This window comes from Aeromonas sp. YN13HZO-058 (genome assembly GCF_001921245.1).
Taxonomy (GTDB): domain Bacteria; phylum Pseudomonadota; class Gammaproteobacteria; order Enterobacterales; family Aeromonadaceae; genus Aeromonas; species Aeromonas allosaccharophila.
The window spans coordinates 19,562-44,518 of record NZ_MQSY01000033.1; the positions used below are offsets into that span (position 1 = coordinate 19,562).

At 61.5% G+C, this 24,957-nt stretch carries 21 protein-coding genes; 18 read left to right on the plus strand and 3 right to left on the minus strand.

Annotation, left to right across the window (positions count from 1 at the left end; translation table 11 throughout):
* Positions 1 to 51: 51 nt before the first annotated feature.
* The 10 genes from ftsY (at position 52) to hutH (ending at position 12,094) form a co-directional block, all read left to right on the plus strand.
* On the plus strand, positions 52 to 1,932 hold the full coding sequence (gene ftsY, locus BSP75_RS07400; RefSeq protein WP_075112754.1) for a signal recognition particle-docking protein FtsY: 1,881 nt from the start codon (positions 52 to 54) through the stop codon (positions 1,930 to 1,932).
* A gap of 89 nt (positions 1,933 to 2,021) precedes the next feature.
* Positions 2,022 to 2,690 (plus strand): cell division ATP-binding protein FtsE, encoded by a 669-nt coding sequence (gene ftsE, locus BSP75_RS07405; protein ID WP_042057091.1) that lies wholly within the window; start codon positions 2,022 to 2,024, stop codon positions 2,688 to 2,690.
* Positions 2,690 to 3,643 (plus strand): permease-like cell division protein FtsX, encoded by a 954-nt coding sequence (gene ftsX, locus BSP75_RS07410; protein WP_033137698.1) that lies wholly within the window; start codon positions 2,690 to 2,692, stop codon positions 3,641 to 3,643. The genes ftsE and ftsX overlap by 1 nt, the downstream gene beginning before the upstream one ends.
* Before the next feature lie 450 nt (positions 3,644 to 4,093).
* Positions 4,094 to 4,948 (plus strand): RNA polymerase sigma factor RpoH, encoded by an 855-nt coding sequence (rpoH, locus tag BSP75_RS07415; protein ID WP_075112755.1) that lies wholly within the window; start codon positions 4,094 to 4,096, stop codon positions 4,946 to 4,948.
* Positions 4,949 to 5,073: 125 nt separating this feature from the next.
* On the plus strand, positions 5,074 to 5,733 hold the full coding sequence (gene can / locus BSP75_RS07420) for a carbonate dehydratase (protein WP_005339998.1): 660 nt from the start codon (positions 5,074 to 5,076) through the stop codon (positions 5,731 to 5,733).
* Between the two features lie 11 nt (positions 5,734 to 5,744).
* A complete protein-coding gene (hutC, locus tag BSP75_RS07425) occupies positions 5,745 to 6,449 on the plus strand; it encodes a histidine utilization repressor (RefSeq protein ID WP_075112836.1) in 705 nt (234 codons plus the stop codon).
* 154 nt (positions 6,450 to 6,603) lie between these two features.
* Positions 6,604 to 7,839 (plus strand): imidazolonepropionase, encoded by a 1,236-nt coding sequence (gene hutI, locus BSP75_RS07430; RefSeq protein WP_075112756.1) that lies wholly within the window; start codon positions 6,604 to 6,606, stop codon positions 7,837 to 7,839.
* Positions 7,832 to 8,794, plus strand: a complete 963-nt coding sequence (gene hutG, locus BSP75_RS07435; RefSeq protein ID WP_075112757.1) for a formimidoylglutamase — start codon at positions 7,832 to 7,834, stop codon at positions 8,792 to 8,794. The genes hutI and hutG overlap by 8 nt, the downstream gene beginning before the upstream one ends.
* A gap of 53 nt (positions 8,795 to 8,847) precedes the next feature.
* Positions 8,848 to 10,557 (plus strand): urocanate hydratase, encoded by a 1,710-nt coding sequence (hutU, locus tag BSP75_RS07440; protein WP_075112758.1) that lies wholly within the window; start codon positions 8,848 to 8,850, stop codon positions 10,555 to 10,557.
* 4 nt (positions 10,558 to 10,561) lie between these two features.
* A complete protein-coding gene (hutH, locus tag BSP75_RS07445) occupies positions 10,562 to 12,094 on the plus strand; it encodes a histidine ammonia-lyase (RefSeq protein WP_075112759.1) in 1,533 nt (510 codons plus the stop codon).
* Positions 12,095 to 12,238: 144 nt separating this feature from the next.
* Here hutH and BSP75_RS07450 read toward each other — a convergent pair whose 3' ends face one another.
* Both BSP75_RS07450 and BSP75_RS07455 read right to left on the minus strand, forming a co-directional pair.
* Positions 12,239 to 13,336 (minus strand): calcium:proton antiporter, encoded by a 1,098-nt coding sequence (locus BSP75_RS07450; protein ID WP_075112760.1) that lies wholly within the window; start codon positions 13,334 to 13,336, stop codon positions 12,239 to 12,241.
* A 201-nt stretch (positions 13,337 to 13,537) separates the two neighbouring features.
* Positions 13,538 to 15,067 (minus strand): EAL domain-containing protein, encoded by a 1,530-nt coding sequence (locus tag BSP75_RS07455; RefSeq protein WP_148140647.1) that lies wholly within the window; start codon positions 15,065 to 15,067, stop codon positions 13,538 to 13,540.
* Positions 15,068 to 15,569: 502 nt separating this feature from the next.
* Between BSP75_RS07455 and BSP75_RS07460 the strand changes: the two genes are divergently transcribed.
* Positions 15,570 to 17,498 (plus strand): EAL domain-containing protein, encoded by a 1,929-nt coding sequence (locus tag BSP75_RS07460; protein WP_042658134.1) that lies wholly within the window; start codon positions 15,570 to 15,572, stop codon positions 17,496 to 17,498.
* 64 nt (positions 17,499 to 17,562) lie between these two features.
* Here the strand turns inward: BSP75_RS07460 and BSP75_RS07465 are convergent, their stop codons facing one another.
* Positions 17,563 to 18,486: a pyridoxal-phosphate dependent enzyme gene (locus BSP75_RS07465; RefSeq protein WP_075112762.1), complete on the minus strand. Its 924-nt coding sequence runs from the start codon at positions 18,484 to 18,486 to the stop codon at positions 17,563 to 17,565.
* A gap of 86 nt (positions 18,487 to 18,572) precedes the next feature.
* On the opposite strand from BSP75_RS07465, the gene BSP75_RS07470 reads away from it, so the two are divergent.
* The 7 genes from BSP75_RS07470 (at position 18,573) to BSP75_RS07500 (ending at position 24,920) form a co-directional block, all read left to right on the plus strand.
* Entirely contained in the window at positions 18,573 to 19,436 is an 864-nt protein-coding gene (locus BSP75_RS07470) for a hypothetical protein (protein WP_058054213.1), read from the plus strand.
* Complete coding sequence (locus BSP75_RS07475; RefSeq protein ID WP_042057115.1) at positions 19,436 to 20,029, plus strand: PilN domain-containing protein; 594 nt, start codon at positions 19,436 to 19,438, stop codon at positions 20,027 to 20,029. The genes BSP75_RS07470 and BSP75_RS07475 overlap by 1 nt, the downstream gene beginning before the upstream one ends.
* A complete protein-coding gene (locus tag BSP75_RS07480; RefSeq protein WP_075112763.1) occupies positions 20,029 to 20,676 on the plus strand; it encodes an MSHA biogenesis protein MshJ in 648 nt (215 codons plus the stop codon). The genes BSP75_RS07475 and BSP75_RS07480 overlap by 1 nt, the downstream gene beginning before the upstream one ends.
* Positions 20,669 to 20,998 (plus strand): MSHA biogenesis protein MshK, encoded by a 330-nt coding sequence (locus BSP75_RS07485; RefSeq protein WP_005342886.1) that lies wholly within the window; start codon positions 20,669 to 20,671, stop codon positions 20,996 to 20,998. Before BSP75_RS07480 ends, BSP75_RS07485 begins: the two co-directional genes overlap by 8 nt.
* Before the next feature lie 70 nt (positions 20,999 to 21,068).
* Positions 21,069 to 22,742, plus strand: coding sequence for a pilus (MSHA type) biogenesis protein MshL (gene mshL, locus BSP75_RS07490; protein WP_075112764.1), 1,674 nt, complete (start codon positions 21,069 to 21,071; stop codon positions 22,740 to 22,742).
* 92 nt (positions 22,743 to 22,834) lie between these two features.
* Positions 22,835 to 23,725: an MSHA fimbrial biogenesis protein MshM gene (gene mshM, locus BSP75_RS07495; RefSeq protein WP_075112765.1), complete on the plus strand. Its 891-nt coding sequence runs from the start codon at positions 22,835 to 22,837 to the stop codon at positions 23,723 to 23,725.
* 100 nt (positions 23,726 to 23,825) lie between these two features.
* Positions 23,826 to 24,920 carry a tetratricopeptide repeat protein gene (locus tag BSP75_RS07500; RefSeq protein ID WP_075112766.1) on the plus strand — a complete coding sequence of 365 codons (1,095 nt, stop codon included), beginning with the start codon at positions 23,826 to 23,828 and terminating at the stop codon, positions 24,918 to 24,920.
* Positions 24,921 to 24,957 lie beyond the last annotated feature (37 nt).

Here is a 24,957-nt window from a genome sequence, read left to right on the forward strand (position 1 = left end):
CGCCAAGGGACGGCTATCTTAGCAGTCAGCCTTTGATGTGAGTATTTTTAGATGGCAAAAGGTTTGTTTTCCTGGCTGGGTTTCGGCCGCAAGAAAGAAGAGGCTGAGGCTGTCCAACCACAGACACCCCAAGCCACCCCCGTTACCGTTGAGCCTGAGGTCGCTGCTACCCCCGCTCCTGTTTCCGATACAACTGTTTCCGATAGTACGCCGGCTGTTGCCCCCGAAGTGCCTGCCAGCGCACACAATACCGTTTTGCAAGATGATTGCTGCCTGCCGACCGAGCTGGACGACCGTGGCCCGCTGGTGGTGGAGGAGTGCGCCTCCGATCTGGAGCCGGTGATCGTCAACGAAGCGCTGCTCGCCGAAGAGGAACGTGCTGCCGCAGAGGCGCACGCTGCCGAAGCCGCTCGTATTGCGGCAGAAGCACAGGTTGCCGAAACTGCTCGTATTGCCGCAGAAGTGCAGGCTGCGGAAGAAGCTCGTATCGTCGCCGAAGCCCGCGCCGCGGAAGAGGCCCGAATTGCAGCCGAAGCCCGCGCTGCGGAAGAGGCTCGTATTGCAGCCGAAGCCCGCGCTGCAGAAGATGCTCGTATCGCCGCCGAGGCTCGCGCCGCGGAAGAATCTCGCATTGCCGCCGAAGCCCGCGCAGCAGAAGAGGCTCGTATTGCTGCCGAAGCCCGCGCCGCAGAAGAGGCTCGCATTGCCGCTGAAGCCCAAGCTGCTGAAGAGGCACGTATTGCTGCCGCAGCCCGCGCTGCGGAAGAGGCTCGCATTGCTGCTGAAGCCCGCGCCGCAGAAGAGGCTCGTATTGCTGCCGAAGCCCGCGCTGCGGAAGAGGCTCGTATTGCCGCCGAAGCTCAGGCTGCGGAAGAAGCCCGTATCGCCAAAGAGGCCCAGCGAGCGGAAGACCTGCGCCTGGTAGCCGCGATGGAGGCTGAGGCCGCCGCACTGGCTGCCCTGCCGTTGGCTGCCAAGGTGGACGACGACACTCAGGACAAACCGCAGCGGGAGGGCTTCTTTGCCCGCCTCAAGCGCAGTCTGGTGCGCACCAAGGAGAATATCGGCTCCGGCTTCTTCGGGCTGTTCCGTGGCAAGAAGATTGACGATGAGCTGTTCGAAGAGCTGGAGACCCAGCTGCTGACCGCCGATCTCGGCGTGGATACCACCACTCGCATCATCGAAGGCCTGGTGCAGCATGCGGATCGCAAACAGCTCAAGGATGCCGAGGCGCTCTACGGCCTGCTCAAACAGGACATGGGCGAGATGCTGGCTAAGGTCGAGCAGCCGCTGGTGATCGACACCAACAAGAAGCCTTACGTGATCCTGATGGTCGGCGTGAACGGTGTCGGCAAGACCACCACCATCGGCAAGATGGCCAAGCAGTTCCAGGCCGAAGGCAAGAGTGTGATGCTGGCGGCGGGTGACACCTTCCGTGCCGCTGCAGTCGAGCAGTTGCAGGTCTGGGGTCAGCGCAACAATATTCCGGTGATCGCCCAGCATACCGGTGCCGACTCCGCTTCCGTGATTTATGACGCCATCGAGGCTGCCCGCTCCCGCGGCGCTGATGTGTTGATCGCCGACACCGCCGGTCGCCTGCAGAACAAGAGCAACCTGATGGAAGAGCTCAAGAAAGTGGTGCGGGTGATGAAGAAGCTGGACGAAGAGGCCCCTCACGAGGTCATGCTGACCCTGGATGCTGGCACCGGGCAAAATGCGTTGAGCCAGGCCAAGCTGTTCAGCGAGGCGGTGGGCCTGACCGGTATCACCCTGACCAAGCTGGATGGGACGGCCAAGGGCGGCGTCATCTTCGCGGTGGCCGACAAGTTCCAGATCCCGATCCGCTACATCGGGGTGGGCGAGGGGATCGACGATCTGCGTCCCTTCGTTGCCAATGACTTCATCGAGGCGCTCTTTAGCCGCGATGAATAAGTCCGGCCGCGATGAGTCAGCTCAGCCGTGATGAGTAAGTGTTCCATACCCCGACTCCGGTCGGGGTTTGTCAATTTCAGGGAACCGTTATGATTCGTTTTGACAAGGTCAGCAAGGTATACAGCGGCGGCCATCAGGCGCTGCAAAAGGTCAGCTTTCACCTGCGCAAGGGGGAGATGGCCTTTCTGACCGGGCACTCGGGGGCGGGCAAGAGTACCCTCCTCAAACTGATCAGCGTGATGGAGCGCCCGACCGATGGTCGCGTCTTCTTTCATGGCGACGATGTCAGCCATATCCAGCGCAGCCAGATCCCCTATGTCCGCCGCCAGATCGGGATGATCTTTCAGGATCACCGGCTGTTGATGGATCGCACCGTGTTCGACAACGTGGCACTGCCGCTGGTGATCGATGGCTACAGCCACGCCGATATCAACAAGCGGGTCGCTGCGGCGCTGGACAAGGTGGGGCTGCTCGGCAAGGAGCGTTACCAGCCGCGCCAGCTCTCCGGTGGTGAGCAGCAGCGGGTTGGTATCGCCCGTGCCATCGTCAACAAGCCGCCGTTGCTGCTGGCGGATGAACCGACCGGTAACCTGGATCCCCAGCTCTCCATGGACATCATGCGGCTATTTCAGGAGTTCAACAATTTTGGGGTCTCGGTGTTGATTGCCACTCACGATCTGGGGCTGATCGCCCGCATGCGCTATCGCACCCTGACCCTCAAGGCGGGCCGCATGTATTCGGCCGGGGAGGAGCTCTGATGGCTATCGTTCGTCATAAACAACCGCCGCTGCGCCGTCTGATGATGTACGGGGTTGACCATGTGCGGCAGGCGTTTGCCAGTCTCGGGGAGTTGTGGCGCAATCCGCTCGCCTCGCTGATGACGCTGGCGGTGCTCGGGGTCAGTCTGGCGCTGCCCTCCTGCTTCCACGTGCTGCTGAAAAACGCCGAGGTGGTGGAGGGAAGCTGGCAGACCAGCTCCCAGATCTCCCTTTACCTGCGCAAGGATCTGCCGGAGCAGAGCATTCTCGATCTGCAGCACCGGATCCTGCTCTATCCTGAGGTGGATTCGGTCACCTATCTGAGCCGTGACGATGCGTTGCGGGAGTTTCGCGAGATCTCCGGCTTCGGCGATGCGCTCGATTATCTCGACAGCAACCCGCTGCCGCCGGTGCTGAGCGTTATCCCGGATCCGCGCTGGCAGAACCCGGAAGGGGCTGCGGAGCTGCTCGGCAAGCTCAACAACGAGGATGGGGTCGAACAGGGCAAGCTGGATCTGCAGTGGCTGACCCGACTGCAGGGGATCATGAACCTGCTGCGCCACACCATTACCGGTATCGCGGTGCTGCTGCTCTCTGCCGTGCTGCTGATCGTCGGCAATACCCTGCGTCTCAACATCCTCAACCAGCGTTCCGAGATCGAAGTGCTCAAGCTGGTGGGGGCGACCGACTCCTTTATTCATCGTCCTTTCCTCTATACCGGCATCTGGTTCGGGGTGATCGGCGGCATGCTGGCCTGGTGGCTGACCGAAGTGATGGTGATCTGGAGCGAAGGGGTGGTGAAGGAGCTGGCGGGCTTGTATAACAGTAACTTCCGGCTGGTCGGCATGGGGGCGGTAGACGGGATCAATCTGATCTTGCTGGGGGCCCTGCTGGGGCTGATCGCCTCCTGGTTCTCGGTTCATCGCCACATTCGCGATATCGAACCATCCTGATTACTTTATCATCAGGGTAAATCGCTGGATTTTGCGAGGTGGATCAAGTAAAAAAGGGGCCGTTTCTGGCTTGGCCCCCATAGTCAGAGTATTCTGAATAACAATGATCTTCCGGATCTTTGCTGGATCCGTGGAACCTTCTGATTTATAAGCAGTCTATTAAGCTGAAGCATTTATACGAGTGTGGCCCCTCTGCCTTGCTCGTCAGACTTGGCAAGCATGTGAAGGTTGCGAGCTCCGCAACAATGGACTTAGCATGCTACTTTTCGGGGGTCCTTCATTGTGACCCCCTTTTTTTGACTGTTCATTCATGATTCATCCTGCAGGCTTAAGATAAGCCGGTCTAAAACTGGGCATGTTCTTTGATACACGCCGCAGAATGGCATCCGGTCAGTAGACAGACCCTCTCAGGGTGTTAGACTGATTCGATTGAAAAGTAAGAGGTAACAGATGGGAACTTCATTGCAGCGCACTATGGCTTTGATTCCGCAAGGTAGTCTGGAAGGCTATATCCAGGCAGTAAACTCTATTCCGGTGCTGAGCGCAGAGGAAGAGCGTGAACTGGCTGAGCGTTTGCAGCAGGATGGCGATCTCGAGGCTGCCCGTCAGCTGGTTATGTCGCACCTGCGCTTTGTCGTTCATGTCGCCAAGAGTTATGCCGGTTACGGCCTGCCTCAGGCTGATCTGGTACAGGAAGGCAATATCGGCCTGATGAAGGCGGTCAAGCGCTTCGACCCGACGGTCGGCGTGCGTCTGGTCTCCTTCGCCGTGCACTGGATCAAGGCCGAAATCCACGAATATGTATTGCGCAACTGGCGCATGGTCAAGGTGGCGACCACCAAGGCCCAGCGCAAACTCTTCTTCAATCTGCGCAAATCCAAAAAGCGTCTGGGCTGGCTGAACCACGAAGAGGTTCAGGCCGTGGCGGCCGATCTCGGCGTCTCCGCAACCGATGTGACCGAGATGGAAGCGCGGATGGCCAACTACGATCAGGCGTTCGATCTGGTTGGTGACGATGAGGAAGAGGGCGGTTTCGCTCCGGTTCACTATCTGGAGGACAAATCCTCCGATCTGGCCGCTACCATCGAGAACGATAACTGGGACGATCACGCGACCCGTCGCCTGAGCTCGGCCCTCGCTACGCTGGATGAACGCAGCCAGCACATCATCCGCGCCCGCTGGCTCGATGATGACAGCAAGACCACTCTGCAGGAGCTGGCCGATACCTACGGCGTCTCTGCCGAGCGTGTGCGTCAGCTTGAGAAAAACGCACTCAAGAAGCTGAAAGATGCCATGGAAGCCTGATGCTTCCTCTCATAAAAACAGGGCCTGATGGCCCTGTTTTTGTTTCGCAGGGATCTGGTCGGCCTTGCTTTGGTTACCCTTGAGTGTGTTATGTTGCCGCCACTGCCACATTAGGGAGAGCAGAAGTGAAACTGTTGAACGACCTGTTTACCAACAACCGTGAGTGGGCCGAACGGATCAAGGCCGAAGATCCCGCTTTCTTTGCCACTCTTTCTGCCCAGCAGGCCCCCGAATACCTCTGGATCGGTTGTTCCGACAGCCGGGTCCCCGCCAACCAGCTGATGGGCTTGCTGCCGGGGGATGTCTTCGTCCACCGCAACGTCGCCAATCTGGTGGTACATACCGATTTCAACTGCCTCTCCGTGCTGCAATACGCGGTAGAAGTGCTCAAGGTGAAGCACATCATCGTCTGCGGTCACTACGGTTGCGGCGGCGTCAAGGCCGCGATGCAGAACCAGGAGTTGGGTCTCATCGACAACTGGCTGCGCAATATCAAGGATGTCTACTTCAAATATGGTGAAGAGCTCGAGGCCATCGAGGATGAGCATGAGCGCTTCGACTATCTGTGCGAGCTGAATGTGGCCGAGCAGGTCGCCAACGTCTGCCACACCACCATCATCCAGAACGCCTGGCGCAAGGGGCAGGAGCTGGCGGTGCATGGCTGGATCTACGGGATTAAAGACGGTCTGCTGCACGATCTCGATCTCTGCATCAGCGGGCCGGATCAGATCCCCGATGTCTATCGCGCCTGGCCGGACATGCGTCCGCCCCACCGTCGGCGCTAGGGAGCTTCATGGTGGCGCCAGCTCTCTATCTGCAGATCAAGCAGCATATTCTGGACGGGATCCGCGAACGCCACTATCAGGCGGGGGACAGGATCCCGACCGAAGCGGCCCTGTGCGAGCAGTTCACTGTGAGCCGGATGACGGTCAACCGGGCGCTGCGGGAACTGGTGGCGGAAGGGTGGTTGGTGCGTACCGCCGGTTCCGGTAGCTTCGTGGCGGACAGGCGCACCGAGTCGCCGCTGCTGGCTATTCGCAATATTGCCGACGAGATCGCCGAGCGTGGCGGCGAGTACAGCGCCTGGGTGATCCGGCTGCAGCGGCTGGCCGCCGACGAGAAGGTGGCGGTACAACTGGGGCTGCGGGTTGGCGCCCCCATCTTTCACAGCCTGATCGTCCATCAGGCCGATGGGGAGCCGTTGCAATTGGAGGAGCGCTTCGTCGATGCCGGGCGCCTGCCAGGCTATGGCGAGCAGGATTTCACCCTGCAAACTCCCAACCGCTATCTGATGGATGTCTGCCCCCTCTCCGAGATGGAGCACGTGGTGGAAGCCGTGCTGCCGAGCGCCGGTGAGGCGGGATTGTTGCAAATCCGCGTAGATTCCCCCTGCCTGTTGTTGCACCGGCGTACCTGGTCGGAGGGGCATCTGGTCTCCTATGCCCGTTTGCTCTCCCCAGGTTCCCGCTACAAGCTAAGCTCCAAGACTCAGCTGGAGTAAATGTCTATACAACTCGATTTTGCAAAGCCCACCTCCTGGTGGGCTTTTTTGTGCTTAAACTCTAAGTTTGATGCTGTTATCAGGATGTGAACGCCGCTCTTTCTTTCGTCATAGAGATCGACTATAAGGATATGTATATACATTTGAGGTCGCTATGAACAAGGAACTGTTGAACTGCGAGCGGGTCTGGCTCAACGTGACGCTCGCCACCCTGAGTGATGAGCTGGCCGACTACGGCATGTTGCCGCCCCATGCCATCGGCGTGAAGGACGGCAAGATCCACGCGCTGGTGCCGATGGCAGAACTGAAGGGACTCCATCCCGCCCACTGGCTGGATATGCAGGGCAAGCTGGTCACCCCCGGTCTTATCGATTGTCACACCCATCTCATCTTCGCTGGCAGCCGTGCCGAGGAGTTCGAGCAGCGTCAGCAGGGGGTGCCCTATGCCGAGATCGCCCGTCGGGGCGGCGGCATCATCAGCACGGTGCGCGCTACCCGCGCAGCCAGTGAGGATCAGCTGTTCGAACTGGCGCTGCCGAGGGTGACATCCCTGATCCGCGAAGGGGTCACCACGGTGGAGATCAAGTCCGGCTATGGCCTGACGCTGGATGACGAACTCAAGATGCTGCGGGTCGCCCGCCGACTGGGTGAGGCGTTGCCGATCCGGGTCAAGACCACTCTGCTGGCGGCCCATGCGGTGCCGCCGGAGTATCGCGACGATCCTGACTGCTGGGTCGAGACCATTTGTCAGGAGATCATCCCGGCCGCCGCCGAGACGGGTCTGGCCGATGCGGTGGACGTTTTCTGCGAGCATATCGGCTTCTCGCTGGCCCAGACCGAGCAGGTCTATCTGGCGGCGGATCAGTACGGCCTGCCGGTGAAGGGGCACATGGATCAGCTCTCCAATCTGGGGGGCAGCACGCTGGCCGCCAACTTTGGCGCCCTCTCGGTGGATCATCTGGAGTACCTGGATCCGGAAGGGATCCTGGCGCTGGCCCACCGTGGGGTGGTCGCCACCCTGTTGCCCACCGCCTTTTACTTCCTCAAAGAGACCAAGCTGCCGCCGGTCGCAGCCCTGCGCAAGGCGGGTGTGGCGATGGCGGTCTCCACCGACATCAACCCGGGCACCGCCCCCATCGTCTCGCTGCGGATGGCGATGAACATGGCCTGCACCCTGTTTGGCCTGACGCCGGTGGAGGCGATGGTCGGGGTCACCCGCCACGCCGCCAAAGCGCTTGGTGAGCAGGATCATCTTGGCCAGCTCAGGGTGGGTATGGCGGCCGATTTCCTGATCTGGAATTGCGCCCATCCGGCCGAGCTGAGCTACATGGTCGGCGTCGATCAGCTGGCTGGCCGCATCTTCAACGGCGAGGAGACCCTCCATGGATAAGTTCAACCCGAGCGACATGTCGCTCTGGCAGGGGCGGCAGGATCCGGAAGATGGTGAGCTGGCCCTGCGCTGGCACGACAAAGTTCTGCCTTGGCAAGAGGTGCAGCCCTGGTATGCCGGGGCACAAGAGGCTGCCGGTGTGGTGCTGCTCGGCTTTGCCTGCGATGAAGGGGTGCGCCGCAACAAGGGGCGCATTGGTGCTGCCGGTGCGCCGCAAGCGGTGCGCAAGCTGCTGGCCAACACCGCCTGGCATCTGACTCGACCCGTTTACGATGGCGGGGATGTGGGCTGCCCCGATGGCGATCTCGACGCTGCCCACGGCCGACTGGCCGAACGGGTCGCCGCTGCGCTCGATCTGGGCCATTTCCCGCTGGTGCTGGGGGGCGGTCACGAGGTTGCTTTCGGCAGCTGGAGTGGCCTTAACCGCCATCTGGCTGGGAGTGGCAAGGTCGGCATTATCAATTTCGACGCCCACTTTGACCTGCGAATGAAACTGGAGCAGGCCAGCTCCGGCACCCCCTTCTTCCAGATCGCCGAGCAGTGCGCCGCCGAGGGCACGCCGTTTCACTACGCCTGCCTCGGAGTGGCCGAGACCGCCAATACCCAAGCCCTGTTTGCCCGTGCCGAGGCGCTGGGTGTGTGGCATGTGCTGGACGAGGCGATGACTCAGACCGAGTTGCCAGCCTTGCTAAGCGGACTGGACGCCTTTATCGCCCATTGTGATCACCTCTATCTGACCATCGACCTTGATGTGCTGCCCGGCAACCTGATGCCGGGAGTGAGTGCCCCCGCCGCCCGTGGCGTGGAGCTGGCGGTGATCGAACCGCTCATTGCCCATATCCGGGCCAGTGGCAAGCTCAGGCTCGCCGATCTGGCCGAGTACAACCCGACGCTGGATCAGGACAACCGCAGTGCCCGCGTGGCCGCGCGACTGGTTCATCTGTTGACCCGTTAACCCTTTGGCCGCCCGTCGCCGAAGGCACCCTATTGATACAACAAGGAGTGTGTATGTCTGTGCAACAGCAGGATCCCCGTCATGATCCTAACCGCGTGATCCGTGCCCCGCGCGGCACCGAACTGACCGCCAAGAGCTGGCTCACCGAGGCGCCGCTGCGGATGTTGATGAACAATCTGGATCCCGAGGTGGCCGAGCATCCCCAGTCGCTGGTGGTCTATGGCGGTATCGGCCGCGCCGCCCGCAACTGGGCCTGCTATGACAAGATTGTCGAGGTGCTGACTCGGCTGGAGGAGGATCAGACCCTGCTGGTGCAGTCCGGCAAGCCGGTCGGGGTGTTCCAGACCCACAAAGATGCACCTCGGGTGTTGATCGCCAACTCCAATCTGGTGCCCCACTGGGCCAACTGGGAGCACTTCAACGAGCTCGATAAGAAGGGCTTGATGATGTACGGCCAGATGACCGCGGGTTCGTGGATCTATATCGGCACCCAGGGGATCGTGCAGGGCACCTACGAAACCTTCTTCGCGGTGGCCAACCAGCACTTCAACGGCTCGCCTGCGGGCCGCTGGATCCTCACCGGTGGGCTCGGTGGCATGGGTGGTGCCCAGCCGCTGGCCGCGACCATGGCCGGTTTCTCGATGATCGCCGTGGAGTGTGACGAGACCCGCATCGATTTTCGCCTCAAGACCCGCTATGTGGACAAGAAGGCCCACAGTCTGGATGAGGCGCTGGCCATGGTCGAGGAAGCCAAACAGAGCGGCACTGCCGTCTCGGTCGGCCTGCTCGGCAACGCCGCCGACGTCTTCGCCGAGCTGGTGGCCCGTGGCATCACCCCAGACGTTGTGACCGACCAGACCTCCGCCCACGATCCGATCCACGGCTACCTGCCACAGGGTTGGAGCGTTGCCAAGTGGCGCGAGCTGCAACAGAGCGCCCCGCAGGAGGTGAATCTGGCTGCCCGCCGCTCCATGGCCCGTCAGGTTGAGGCGATGCTGACCCTGCAAGCCCGTGGCGCCGCCACGCTGGATTACGGCAACAACATCCGCCAGATGGCGCTGGAGGAGGGGGTTGCGAACGCCTTCGATTTCCCCGGTTTCGTCCCCGCCTATATCCGCCCGCTGTTCTGCGAGGGGATCGGCCCGTTCCGCTGGGTGGCCCTCTCCGGCGATCCGGAAGATATATACAAGACCGATCAGAAGGTGAAAGAGCTGATCCCCGATGATCCTCACCTGCACAACTGGCTCGACATGGCCCGCGAGCGCATCGCGTTTCAGGGGCTGCCGGCGCGGATCTGCTGGGTCGGGGTCAAGGATCGGGTGCGGCTCGGTCTGGCCTTCAACGAGATGGTGAAAAACGGCGAGTTGAAGGCGCCTATCGTCATCGGCCGTGACCATCTGGATTCCGGCTCGGTGGCGAGCCCGAACCGCGAGACCGAGTCGATGATGGATGGCTCCGATGCCGTCTCCGACTGGCCGCTGCTCAACGCCCTGCTCAACACCGCCGGTGGCGCGACCTGGGTGTCGCTGCATCACGGCGGCGGGGTCGGCATGGGCTTCTCCCAGCACTCCGGCGTGGTGATCGTCTGTGACGGCACCGACGATGCGGCCCGCCGCGTCGGTCGGGTACTTCGCAACGATCCGGCCACTGGCGTGATGCGTCATGCGGATGCGGGCTACGAGATTGCCATCAACTGTGCCCACGAGGCGAAACTGGATCTGCCGATGATTGACGGCGCCCACGGTGTCAAAGGAAAGGTGTAACACCATGTTTGAATTGACTATTACTCCGGGCGAGCTGGATCTTGCCACCCTGCGCCGCGTCAGCCGCGAGCCGGTACATATTTCACTGGATCCGGCCGTCCTGCCGGGGATCCACGCCTCCGCAGCTGTGGTCACCAAGGTGATCGAGCAGAACCGGGTGGTGTATGGCATCAACACCGGCTTTGGCCTGCTGGCCAACACCCGCATTCCGGTGGAGCAGCTTGACGAGTTGCAGCGCTCCATCGTGCTCTCTCATGCGGCAGGGATTGGCACCTATATGGATGACGCCACCGTGCGGCTGATGATGGTGCTCAAGCTCAACTCGCTGGCGCGGGGCTTCTCCGGCATCCGCTTGACTGTGCTGGAGGCGCTGATGCGCCTCATCAACGCCGAAGTCTACCCAGTGGTGCCGAAGAAGGGCTCCGTCGGCGCCTCCGGCGATTTGGCGCCGCTGGCCCATATGAGCTGCCTGCTGATCGGTGAAGGCAAGGCCCGCCACAACGGCGAGCTGATCGACGCCGCCACGGCGCTGAAAATTGCCGGGCTGGAGCCCATCGCGCTGGCGCCGAAAGAGGGGCTGGCGCTGCTCAACGGCACCCAGGCGAGCACCGCCTTTGCGCTGGAGGGGCTGTTCCACGCCGAGGATCTGTTCGCCGGTGCTATCACCATCGGTGCTATGAGTGTGGAGGCGGCGCTGGGCAGTCGTCGTCCGTTCGATGCCCGCATCCACGCGGTGCGCGGTCAGCGTGGACAGATCGACGCGGCCGCCTGCTACCGTCACCTGCTGGTGGATGGCAGCGAGATAGGCATGTCCCATCACAACTGCGAGAAGGTGCAGGATCCCTACTCATTGCGCTGCCAGCCGCAGGTGATGGGGGCTTGTCTGGCCCAGATCCGCCACGCCGCCGAGGTGCTGGTGTGCGAGGCCAACGCGGTCTCCGACAACCCGCTGGTGTTTGCCGATGACGAGGAGATCCTCTCCGGTGGCAACTTCCATGCAGAACCCGTCGCCTTCGCCGCTGACAATCTGGCGCTGGCTATCGCTGAAATCGGCTCGCTGTCAGAGCGGCGGATGGCGCTGCTGATCGACTCGCGCATGTCCGGTCTGCCGGCGTTTCTGGTCAACAACGGCGGGGTCAACTCAGGTTTCATGATCGCTCAGGTCACCTCGGCGGCGCTCGCCTCCGAGAACAAGACCCTGGCCCATCCCGCTTCGGTGGACAGCCTGCCGACTTCCGCCAATCAGGAGGATCACGTCTCCATGGCGACCTTCGCCGGTCGTCGGCTGGCAGACATGGCGGAGAACACCCGCGGCATTCTGGCGGTGGAGCTGCTGGCGGCGGCACAGGGGCTGGATTTCCGCGCGCCGCTGCGCAGTACCGAGCTGATCGAGCTGGCCAAGGGACGTCTGCGGGCAGAGGTGAGCTTCTACGACAAGGACAGGTACTTCGCGCCGGATATCGAAGCCGCCGCCGCCCTGCTGGGCCGCGCCAGTTACAACGATCTGATCCCGGCCGGGGTGCTGCCCAGCCTGTAAGCCTTGGCCCTCTTCTCCCCATGCGGGAGAAGGGTTGGGGATGAGGGAGAAGCCGCTTCACTGGCGCCCGTGAGATCCGGGAGTAGATGATAAAAGACCGCCCAATCGGGCGGTCTTTGCGTTTCTGACGTTGGTTGAACGCGGTTATTCGTGTTCGAACATCAGGAACAGATAGACCACGAACAACACCAGATGGGTGGCGCCGTGCAGCACATTGGTGCGGCCGCTGCTGAAGGTCACTTTGCACACCATCAAGGTCGTGACCAGCAGCACCATGTCGGCGGCGGAGAGGCCCAGGCGCACCTCCTGACCCAGCATGGCGCCGATAAAGAGCACGGCAGGCACGGTGAGGGCGATGGTGGCCAGCACCGAGCCGAAGTAGAGGTTCATCGCCCGCTGCAGCTGGTTGTTGAAGGCGGCCTTGATGGCCCCGACCGCTTCGGGCGCCAGTACGATACAGGCGACGATAAAGCCCCCCAGCGCAGGAGGCGCCGCCATGATCTTCACGCCGAAGTTGATAGGCACGGCCAGGGTCTTGGCCAGCAGGATCACCACCAGCAGGTAGGCGAGCAGGAAGATGGTGTGGTAGACGTTGCTCTGCAGCGGGCCGTGGTGCTCCTCGTAATCCTCGTGATCGCTATCGACGAAGAAGTGGCTGTGGCTGCGGGTCTGGATCAGCAAAAAGACGCCGTAGAGCAGGATCGAGATGATGATCAGCATCCAGGACATGGCGCTCGACATGCTGCCGACCGTGCCGCCCCGGGTGAAGTTGGGCAGCACCAGACAGAGCAGCGCCAGCGGGATGATGGCCACCAGATAGGATTTGACCCCGTCCAGATTGAAGCTCTGGGTGTGGTAGCGCCAGCCGCCAAACAGCAGGGTGAAGCCCACCAGGCCGTTGGTCACCAGCATCACCACGGCGAACATGGTGTCGCGGGCCATGGTGGGGTTGGGCTCGCCGGTCAGCATCACCGAGGAGATCATCACCACCTCCAGCGAAATGACCGAGAGGGTGAGGATCAGGGTGCCGAAGGGCTCGCCCAGCTTGATGGCGAGGGCATCGGAGTGGCGCACCACAGAGAAGATGGCCCAGGTGACGATGGCCAGCAGCCCCGCCGATACCGGAAGATAGATCCCGAGCGGAGTTGTCTCTGTCAGCAGGTCGCTGCCCAGGGTCTTGAAAAAGAGCAGGGTCAGCAGGCCGACGGGCAGGGCAATCTCTTGCCGGATAACTGTCTTCATAGGCAATGGTTCTCATCTCTGGGCGGTCTAAACCGACGGGGTATGGAGAAAGTGGGGCCGAGTCACCGGGGTGACGGCCCCGCCAATGATAAAGGCGATTGCCTGCTCAAGGAAAAATCATTTTGTTACAAGAGATGAGGAGGTCGGGTTTTGCCACCCGACTTCCGATTGATCAAGGCTTGCCTGTGCGGCGGGGAGTACTTATGCCGCCTTCGAGTGATGTTGCTGCCAGGCCAGCAACCAGAGCGTCAACTTGTTCAGCGGCATCGGCGCGGCATAGACATAACCCTGGATCAGATGAACGCCGTGTCGCTGCAGATAGTCCACCTGCTCCTGACGTTCTGCTCCCTCAGCGATCATATCCATGCCGGATTCCCGGCCAAAGGCGATGGTGGCATCCAGTACGCTGCGCTTGAGGTCGTCGGTGCCTATTGTGTCGACGAACATCTTGTCGATCTTGATCTGGCGGATCCCCAGGCTTTGCAAGTAGGCAAAGCCGCCGTAGCCGGTCCCGAAGTCATCCAGCTTGAAGTGATAGCCCTTTGCCTGCAGGGCGGAGATCTGGTTGCTCGCGGCCCCGATGTCGATAATGGGCTTGCGCTCGGTCAGTTCGAAGGTGAGCCGGGCAGGAGAGGGCCATTGATGGCGCAGCAGCAAATCGTGCAGGTGTGATTGTTCGAGATGGGCGGCCACTATGTTGACGCTGACCCACTGATTGGGTGCGAGTCGGGGCAGATCCGCGATCACTTTTTCCAGCAGTTGGCTGGTCATCGGCAGGATCAGATCCTGCTCTTCCGCATAGTCGATAAAGGCGCCGGGCGGTATCAGTTCGTTGCCCCGTTGCCAGCGCAGCAGCGCCTCGAATCCAACAACCTGGCCGCTTTGGCTGTCCACCACGGGCTGGTAGAAGGGGATGAACTGTTGTCGTGCCAGTCCCGCCTGCAGTAGCCCCTTGAGAGAGCGTCGGTAGTTGCGCAATAACCAATAACCTGTTGTCAGCACCACGCCCAGAAGGGTGCCAGCCCAGAGACCGTAAAGTCTGACTTGCTGCAGAGCATATTGATTGAGCGCCTTGCCTGCCCAGACCGTCTGTCTGGTCAGCACGGCCGGATCGGTGAAGCTCAGGCTGCGGCGTCCCTCTTCGCTCTTGATGGTCTTGTCGCCGCGGGGGAAGTAGGTGGTGGTCACCTCGGGATCCTGCTCACTGAATTCCAGATAGAAGCAGTTGGCACAGGGGTGCTGCAGCAGTTGGTGGCTCCAGCTGTTATCCAGCACCCAGTAGGCGATATTTTCGCCAGATTGGTAGTAGGCCACCAGCTCCTGTTCGGTATTGAATTTGGCCGGTGTCGCGGTTAAGCCGAAGTTGCCGAGCCGGATATCATCTTGATGACTCGTGATGACAATGGGAAGCCCCGGCCCCAGGCTCGAGCAGCTGGCACCGGATGCCAGAGTGAGCCCCTGCAGGCGGATGTGGGCGCTGTAGTAGCGGGGGTCGCGCAGCAGTGCCATATCCGTTGGGCCACAGTCAAAGTCAAATTGCGCCAACTGCTCCGTTAGCGCAGTATCGAGCTCCTTGTGACGCTCTTCCAGCGCCTGCTTTATCTCGGCCACTTTCTGTTCCAGCAGGTAGTCGGCCAACGGTTTGGCAAGCCATAACCCCAGGGACTGGCTGGCCACGATGGGCAGGGTAAACAGCAGCAGAGAGATCCAGACCGATGAGATGCGCAACAAGGGGTACCTGCCTGTTTCATGAGACACAAATGGGATGGGTCATCATAGTGCATTAGTGCAATCAATTTGAGTCAGACGTGTCTCACTTGTTGATTGATTTTTTAACTACATGATTTTAAATGTTTTTATTATTAACTTTGGCAAGATTCAATCGCTGACCTGTCATAAATGACAATTGCCCAGCTTATCCGAACTGCATTAGAGTAGCCCTGCGGTTTGACTCACCGTGTGTTCAATACTCCTGTATCTGTTTTTTGTCAGTAGCACAGAGTGTTAGTTTTGATATGAGTGTTCCTTTTGGTCCCCTTTGAGGGACCATTTTTCTGCCCGTCACTTTGTCCTCTCCCGCTTTCGCAGCCCGTCATCCTTGGTATTCTCCCTCAGCTTTGAGTTATGCTTGCCCGCTTAAATTGCAGAAGCGGGATCCCCGTCCATAGTGATGGTGACTCTGCCGCTGCTACCATGAGCTCCAATGGATGATGCCGGGCATACGGAAAGGCGCATGAAACTCACAACACAGCTTGTCTCATTTATCACCCTGTGCGTGATCGCGGCCATGGCGACCGTGCTGATTGGCGGGGTGTTCAGCTTTCGCGAGCTGGGCATGGAGTTGCAGCAAAAGAAGGTCGATGCGCTGGTCGAAGTGATCGACAAGCAGCTCGATGTCGCTCACGACATGGAGGATATGAGTCGCTGGCTGCCCACCCTGTTGCGGGCCGCTCATGTGGTGGAGCTGGAGGTGCGCCAGAACGACCAGCGGGTCTACTGGTTCCGCGATGTGCGCAATCCGGTCGACGAACAGTTGCTGCAACCATACAGCCACCCGCTGCCCCATCAGACCGGCATGCAGGCCAACTTCAAGCTGGAGCGTCCCTTCAAGGAGGCGGAATACTCCATCAGGGCGATGTCCGGTATCTCGTTCGGCGTCTTTATCGTGGTGTTCGGCCTCTGGTACTCCATTCGCTGGCTGCGCCAGCAGTTGCGCGGTGCCGAACTGCTGGGCATTCGCGCCCAGCTGATCCTCGATGACAAACTCTCCAAGCTGAGCCACGACCCCGCCGAAGAGTGGCCGGTAGCCGCCAGTCAGGCCCTCGACCATCTGCTGGCGGAGCTGGCGGATGCCCGCAAGGAGCGCAGCCGCTTCGACAACTTCATTCGCAGTAACGCCTTCGTCGACAAGATGACCGGCATCGGCAACCGGTTGTTTTTCGACAACCGGCTGGAGAGCGCCATCATGGAGGCGAGCGTGATGAGCGGCGGCGTGCTGCTGATCGATCTCGCCTGTCTGGAGGATCTGGAGGCCGAACAGTTCGAGCTGTTGGGGCACGACCTGCTGCTGGAGGCGAGCGCCACCATCGGCGCCTTCGTGCGCAAGCATAACGGCGCCCTGCAGGCCCGCTACGCCGGTCAGGTCTTTGCGGTGCTGCTGCCCAATATGTCAGAGAGCGAGATGGTGGATAGTGCCAGCCAGCTGCTCAAGAGCCTGCAACGACTGCACTGGCCACAGGAGATCAATCCCGACACGGCGGTCTATCTCGGTGCCGTCTGCTATCAGGCCGAAGACAGCCTGCTCAAGGTGCAGGAGGAGGCGGAGCTGGCCCTCAAGAGCGCCCGTCTGCAGGGGCACAACGGCTGGTTCCTCTACGAGAAGCAGCTGGATGAGGAGCAGAGCAGCAAGGGCACAGTGCGCTGGCGTACCCTGATCAGCCGCCGCCTCGAAGAGCACGGCATCGAATTTTACACCCAGCCGATCCAGCAGGATCGGGGACAGGTGGTGTTGCAGCTGGAGCTGCTCACCTACCTGCACGACGAACAGGGGCGAGCCCTGCAGGCGGGGATCTTCATGCCGATGGCGGAGAAGGTCGGGCTGTTGTTGCAACTGGATCGGCTGGTGGCGGAACAGACCCTCGCCCTGTTGCGCCAGCGCTCCGAGCAGAGCTGCCCCATCAGCCTGACCCTGAGTGCCCAGAGCCTGCTCAACCGCGAGTTCCAGCGCTGGCTCTTTTTCGCCCTGTTCCAGCTGCCGCGCAGCACCAACGAGCGGCTGATCCTGCAACTCTCCGAATCCCAGGTGACCCGTCACTTCGAGGCGCTCAAGCGGCCGCTGCGTTCCCTGCGGATGCTTGGCTGTCAGCTGGCCATCGATCATGCCGGTCAGGATGTGGTGAGCACCCAGTACATCAAGGAGTTCGAGATCAACTTCCTCAAGCTGCACCCCAGTCTGGTGCGGGAGATCCACGCCCGTCAGGTCAACCAGATGGCGGTGCGCAGTCTGGTGGGGGGCTGCGCCAATACCCGCACCCGGGTGCTGGCGGTGGGGGTGGAGAGTGGCGACGAGTGGAAGATGTTGCGCCACCTCGGGGTGCATGCCGGGCAGGGACCCTGGTTTGCCGAACCCCAGCGGCTGGTGCCGGAACCGGCTGGCGCGTGAGATAAACGAGAGAGGGTCGCCTTGGGGCGACCCTCTCTCGTTTGCGGTTGCCGTCAGGCGGGGCTCACAGCCGCCCCTGCTCCCGCAGCCCGGCCAGCCCCTGCATGCCGCCGGTGTGGATAAAGACGATTTTGCTGCCGCGGGCGATGCGGCCCGCCGCCAGCTCGCGAAACAGCCCCCACATCGCCTTGCCGCTGTAGATAGGCTCCAGCGGCAGGCCGGTGTCGGCGCAGAAATCCTCTACCCACTGCCAGAGCACCGGGCTGAATTTGGCGTAGCCACCGTCGTGATGATCGAGCGCGATCCGCCAACCGGGGATGCTGGCGGCAGCGGGATGGAGGCGGCACACCTCGTCGGCGATAAAGCCGCCCCCCTTCAGCACCGCAATGGCGAGGATCTGCTCCCGATCCCGTTTGCCAGCGATGAGTCCCGCCAGGGTACCGCCGCTGGCACAGGGCAGTACCCAGAGATCCGGCGAGAAGGGCACCTCGCCGACCAGCTCGGCCACCCCGGGGATGGCCAGCGGGCTGCTGCCCCCTTCCGGCACGATCAGGGTATCGGGTGCATCGAATTGGGCCAGCCAGTCGGGATCCTGCCGCCGCCGGTAACTCTGGCGGTCGACGAAAACGAGATCCATGCCCCAGCGTCTGGCATCCCTCAGGGTGCTATTGCTGACGGCATCGGCTTCGCCCCGTATGATACCGGTAGTGCGAAGACCGGTCTGATATCCGGCGGCAGCCAGGGCGTGGATATGGTTGGAGTAGGCACCGCCGAACGAGAGCAGGTGCTGTTTGCCGTGCTCTCTGGCATGCAGCAGGTGGTACTTGAGCTTGCGCCACTTGTTGCCGGAGATGGCCGGATGGATCAGGTCATCCCGCTTGCACCAGAGCTCGACGCCATAGCGGGTCAGCAACGGGTGGTGGAGGCGTTGCAGGGGGGAGGGCAGGGTGGCATGGCCATCCGGCTCGCTTGAAAGGCTGGCTTGCAATGGTGAGTCCGTCTTTTATCTGGAGGCTAATCTGCTGTTTATGTTAATATTTCAATCATTTAACCAATTATGATGGGCGGGCTTACATGAAACAACTGTTCAGACGGTCGACGCCAAGCCGCCAGGTCGGGCTATTGCTGGCCAATGACAGGATCATGCTGGCCGCGGTGGGCAATCCCCCCGTCTTCGCAACGCGCACCATCAACGGCCCGCAGGAGTGGGCGGTGGCCATCAACGAGCTGTTCAGCCGTCATGGTCTGGCCAAGTCCAGAGTGCGGGTGGCCCTCGCCGCCAGCCTTTATCAGCAGATCCAGATCGACAAGCCTGCCGTGCCTGACGCCGAGATGGCGGGGGCACTCCCCTGGGCGGTCAAGGATTATGTCAGCGAACCGGTGCTGCAACTGGCGATGGACTATGTGGATTTGCCCACCCCGCCAGCCGGTCGCCCGCGCATCAATGTGATCTGCCTGCCCAAGAGCCGGGTGCAACAGCTGGCCGATGCTATCAACGGCATCGCCACCCTGCAATCCATCATCAGTGACGAGCTGGCGCTCACCTCTCTCTATGAGGCAGATGATGTGGTGCGCATGCTGCTGTGGCAGCCCAAGGGGCTGGATCTGCAGTTGCTGGTCTTCCATCAGGGGGGGCTCTGTTTTTCTCGCCAGCTGCGCGGTTTTTCCAGCCTGACCGGTGAGCATGAGCCGGACAGCATGCAACTCGATTCACTGGCGCTGGAGATCCAGCGCTCCCTCGACTATCTGGCGGGCCAGCTGAAATTGCCCGAGCTGGGGCAGATGCAGTTTGCCGTCGCCTCGCCCTTTATCGGTACTCTGGTGCGCCATATGGAGCAGACTTTCGGCTTTGCCGTCTCCGCCATGGCCAACAAAGCGGTCCTGGCCGGCGTCGAATACCTTTCGGCCTATGCCGCCGCCATCGGGGAGGATGCGTGATGAAACGTCAGATAAACCTCTATGGCGCCGAGTTTCGCCCCAAACGGCAGTGGGCCAGCCTCAACCAGATGGCGCTGGTGTGGGGCTGTGCGCTGCTGCTGATGCTGTTGGTGGGAGTCGGTTACGGCTGGCAACAGCAACAGGTCAGCCGGGCACTGGCACAGCGTCATGCCGAGCTGGAGCTCAAGCGCAGCGAGGCGCAACGGCTTGATGCCGAGTTGGCGCGCCATCAGGCAGATCCCCGATTGCAACAGCAACTGGTCAACAAGCAGGATGAACTGACGGCCAAGCAGGGGCTGATGCGCCAACTGGGCAGCCTGACTCTGCAAAAATCCCAGGGCTACGCCAGCGTGATGGCGGATCTCTCCCGCATTCGCAACAGCAACCTCTCGTTGCAGCGCATCGAGATCAACGAAGGGCGGATCAACCTCTCCGGCTTTGCTGGCCGCAGTCAGGATGTACCGGCCTGGGTCAATCGCTTCAAGCAGACCCCGAGTCTGGTGGGCAAGGAGTTTGGTGAACTGACCCTGAGTCGTGACAAGGAGGGTCGCCTGACCTTCCAGTTGAGCGGCATTGCGCGGGAGAAACCCTGATGAACCTGAAAGCACAATGGCAGGCATGGGGCCAGCGTATCGCCGTGTTGAGCCAGCGGGAGCGGGTGTTGATCCTGCTGACCGGTCTGGTACTGCTGGGCGCGGCCGGCATTTACGGCTGGCTCGAGGGCGCCGATGCCCGCCTGCAGCAGGATCGCATGGCCCTGAGCGCCGCCGAGCGTGACCTCGAGATCATGGAGCTGGAGAACCTCGGCAAACAGGCTCGCCTCAAGCGGGATCCCAATCAGGGGGTTCACGACCAGCTGGCGCAAGTGGAAGCCGATCTGGCCCGGATCGACGGTGAGTTGAAGGCCCAGACCGTGGATCTGATCCCGGCGCACGAGATGCCGCTGGTGCTGGAGGCGTTGCTCTCCCGCTCCGCCAATCTCCATATGCTGGCGCTCAGTTCGCTGGAGCCGACCCCGCTGATGGCGGGGGAGCAGAAGGTCAATCTCTACAAACACGGTATCCGGCTTCAGCTTGAAGGCGGCTATTTCGATGTGTATCAATATCTTAAAGCGCTGGAAGCCTTGCCGCGCCACTTCTACTGGAAGCAGTTCGACTATCAGGTCAAAGCCTATCCCGGCGCGGTGGTGGAGATGGAGATCTACACCCTGAGTACCAGCAAGGAGTTTATCCGTGGCTAGAGTGTTTGCATTGTGCTGTTGCCTGTTCAGCTTGCTGGTGCAGGCGGAGCAGGTCGAAGTATTGCAGGATCCCACCGCGCCGCTGGCGGATGTGGCGGTTGGCGCCCGTGCGACCGGCGAGAGCAGCGCCGGTTTGCCGAAGCTGCAGAGCGTGGTGCTGGGCAATGGTCCGGCACTGGCGGTGCTCAATGGCAAGAGTTATCGGGTCGGACAACAGGTGGACGGCTATACACTGGTGGCCATCAATGCCGATGCCGTGGTGCTGGAAAAGGCGGGAAAACGCCATGCGGTAACACTGTTTGCCAGCAAGATCCGGGTTTGAGTCGCAGCTGCCCGTTGGCAGGTGAGCCGGCTTTATCGAGTTTAATTGCAAGTCAGGGTGCCCTAATTACATGAAAAAACACCGTCTCTGTCTGATCACCGTGGCCATGATGGCCGCAGGCTGTACCACGTATCAGCACCCCGAGCCGACTCAGGCCAAGGATGCGCTCAAGCAGGCCATGAACGACCAGCAGAAGCAGGCTGCCCCGCTGACCGCCTTGCCCAAATCGGTGCAAAGTGAATTGTTGCAACTGAACCGGCCACAGATGCCGGTCGGCATGCCGGAGAAGCGGCTGCGCATCGCGGCTCACGATGTGGAGGCGGTGGAGTTTTTCGGTTCCCTGTTCAAGGGCTCCCGCTACAGCGTGGCGGTTCACCCCGGGGTGGCCGGGCTGGTCTCCGTCGAGCTGAAAGATGTAACCCTGCCGGAAGTGCTGGCAGTGGTGGGCGACATGTATGGCTTTGACGTGCAGCGCAAGGGCAATGTCTTCCATATCTATCCGGCTGGCCTGCGTACCGAAACCATTCCGGTCAACTACCTGATGATGTCCCGCCGTGGCCTCTCCCGTACCTCGGTCAGTACCGGCGGGGTGACCGCCAATGACAGCAACAACGACAGCAACGGCAGCTTCGACAACTCGTCCAACAACAACAGCTCTAACAACTCCTCCAGCAACAACTCGAGCGGCGACAGCAGTAACGGCACCCGTATCGAGACCGATACCAACAGCGACTACTGGACCGATCTGCGCGACTCTCTGCAGACCCTGATCGGCAGTGGTGATGGTCGCGCCGTGATCACCAGCCCGCAGGCGGGTCTGGTCACCATCCGCGCCTATCCGAAAGAGCTCAAGGCGGTGCGTGAATTCCTCAGTCAATCCGAGAGTCATCTCAAGCGTCAGGTGGTGCTGGAGGCGCGGATCATCGAAGTCGCCCTCAACGAAGGGTACGAGCAGGGGGTGGACTGGAGTGGCCTCTCTGCCAGCTGGGATGGCGGCAAGGGGATCACTGGCGGTGAGTCGCTGGCCAAGACCCAGTTGCCCACCACCCCCAACCAGATCTTCAGTGCGCTGGGGGGCGGCGCCGGTTTCAAGATCTCTGATGGCAACTTTAACGTGGCGGTCAATCTGCTCAAGACCCAGGGGGACGTGAATACCCTCTCCAGCCCGCGTGTCACCGCGACCAACAACCAGAAGGCGGTGATCAAGGTGGGCACGGACGAGTACTTCGTCACCAACGCCTCGACCACCACAGTGACGTCGACCGGCACAGCCGAACCTATCGTGACCCCCAATGTGGAGCTGACCCCCTTCTTCTCGGGCATCGCGCTGGATGTGACGCCGCAGATCGATGAAGAGGGTCGGGTGCTGCTGCATATCCACCCCTCGGTTATCGATACCGAAGAGCAGAAGAAGATCATCAACGTCGGCACCGCCAAACCGCTGGAGCTGCCGCTCGCCAAGAGTTCGATCCGCGAGTCCGATACCGTGGTGCAGGCCAATAACGGCGACATCATCGTCATCGGCGGTCTGATGAAGACCGACAAGCAGGAGATCGTCAGCAAGGTGCCACTGCTGGGGGATATTCCCTGGGTGGGCGAAGCCTTTACCAACCGCCGCGAGAGTACCAAGAAGGTGGAGCTGGTGATCATGCTCAAACCGACCGTGGTGGAGAAAGACACCTGGCAAAACGAGCTGCAACGCTCCTCCGAGCTGCTCGACAAGTGGTATCCGGCCAAGGGCTGAACCATGACACCAGATGCGGTCATCCTTATCCCGAACGGCCTGTGCGGCCTTGCCAGCACAGGCCGCGTGCTCGCCGTGGCAGGTGAGGTCTCATGTATCTGACCCACTTCGGCCTGCAGGAGGCGCCGTTTGGCCTCACCCCCAATACCGGCTTCTACTACGGTCTGCCGCCTCACGAAGAGGCGCTGCAGGTTCTGAACTGGGCGCTGGCGCAGGGAGAGGGCTTTATCAAGGTGACCGGCGAGGTGGGCACCGGCAAGACCCTGCTCTGCCGCAAGTTGCTCAGCGAGCTGGGTTCGGAAGCGCGCCCGGTGCGGCTTGCCTGGTTGCCCAATCCCCATCTCACCCCGGCCGAGCTGCGCATCGCGCTGGCGCTGGAGCTGGGTCTGGCGGTGCGGGATCAGAGCGAGCTGGATCTCACCGATCGCATCCATCGTCACCTGATCAGCCTGCACCAGCAGGGCAGTCGGGTGGTGGTGCTGATCGACGAGGCGCAAGCGCTGCCGGACGAGACGCTGGAGGCGATCCGCCTGTTCGGCAATCTCGAGACCGAGTCGAGCAAGCTGCTGCAGATCGTACTGTTCGGCCAGCCCGAACTGGATGCCAGACTGGCCAAGCCGCATCTGCGCCAACTGCGCCAGCGGATTGGCTTCTCCTATTGCCTGCGGCCGCTGCGCTTTGACGAGACCCGCGCCTATCTGGAGCACAGATTGCAGGTCTCCGGGTATCGCGGGGCACCGCTGTTTGCAGGTCGAGCCATGCGTCTGTTGTGGCGGGCCTCGCGAGGGATCCCGAGACTTATCAACATCCTGGCGCAGAAGTGCCTGATGCTGGCCTATGGTCAGGGTGTGCGCCAGATCGATAGCCGTCTGGTGCGGCTCGCCATTCGCGATACCGACGATGCCAGCCGCTTTGCGCCACGGCGCTGGTGGCCCCTGTTACTGTTGCTGGGGTGCGCCCTGGCTTATGGAGTCTGGCCATGAACGAGATCAACCAGATGCTCGGGGATATGAGAGCGCCCCAGCTGCGTTGTGCGTCAACATGGGGCTGGCGGATACCTATGCTGGCTTATGGAGTCTGGCCATGAGCGTTATCAACCAGATGCTGAAAGATCTGGATCAGCGCCAGCAAGGATCCGATGGTGCTGCCGTCTATATTGCCCCTGCGCGTCAGCAGGGATGGTGGATGTTGCTGCTGACCCTGATCTGCGGTCTGGCACTGGGGATCCTCGGTTGGCGAACCTGGATCTACTGGCAGCAGACCCATACCGTCACGGCTACCAGCGAAGCGGTCTCCCCTGATGCGGTGGCTCCCGATGTGGTGACAAGGGCCGCAGCGCCTGTCAGTCAGTCCGAGCCGGTCGAGGTGGCGGCTGCGCTGCCGCTGCCAAGTCAGGATGAGGTAGATGACGAGGCCGGAGAAGGTGACTCGGGCGACACGGCCGACGGTGCGTCCTTTGATGCCTCCAGCGATGTTGACGAGTCGGAGCCGACCGATGAAGAGCTGCAGCCCGAGCTTTACGCAGAACTGGCGGCAGAGCAGCAGGCCGTCGCCAGCGCGCCGCGCAAACCGGGCGTATTGAAGATCGAGACGGTGGAGCTGTCGGCCAAGGAGCTGGCGGCACTGGCGGAGCGCAAGGCGACCACCGCCATGGCCAAGGGAAGCCTGCGGGATGCGCAGGACAACTATTACGACGTGCTGGCCCACGATCCCTACAACCAGGGGGCGCGGGAGCAGCTGGCCGGTTTGCTCTACGGCGAGGGCCGCCTGACCGAGGCGCGTCAGCTGCTGGAGGAGGGGATCCGGCTTGATCCCCAGCAGGCCGATTTTCGTCTGCTGCTGGCCCGTCTTGCCATCAGCGAGGGACAGCAGCAGCAGGCCCTTGGCTGGTTGTCCGGTTATCAGCCGGATCTCGCCAGCAACATGGACTACTACGCCACCTGGGCGGGGCTGACCCAGGAGCTGGGCCAGAATGCCGATGCGGCGGCGCTCTATGTGAAGCTGCTGCGCCAGCAGCCGGATCAGGGCCGCTGGTGGCTTGGCCTCGGCGTGGCCGAGGATGGTCAGGGGCACAGTCAGCGGGCGCTCGATGCCTATCGCAACGCCCTGCTGCACGGCAACCTCGGCGAGGCATCGACCAACTGGCTGGAACAACGAATTGGCCAACTAACCCCTTGATAAACCGCAGGTTCGATTAGCGAAGCCTAATCGAATA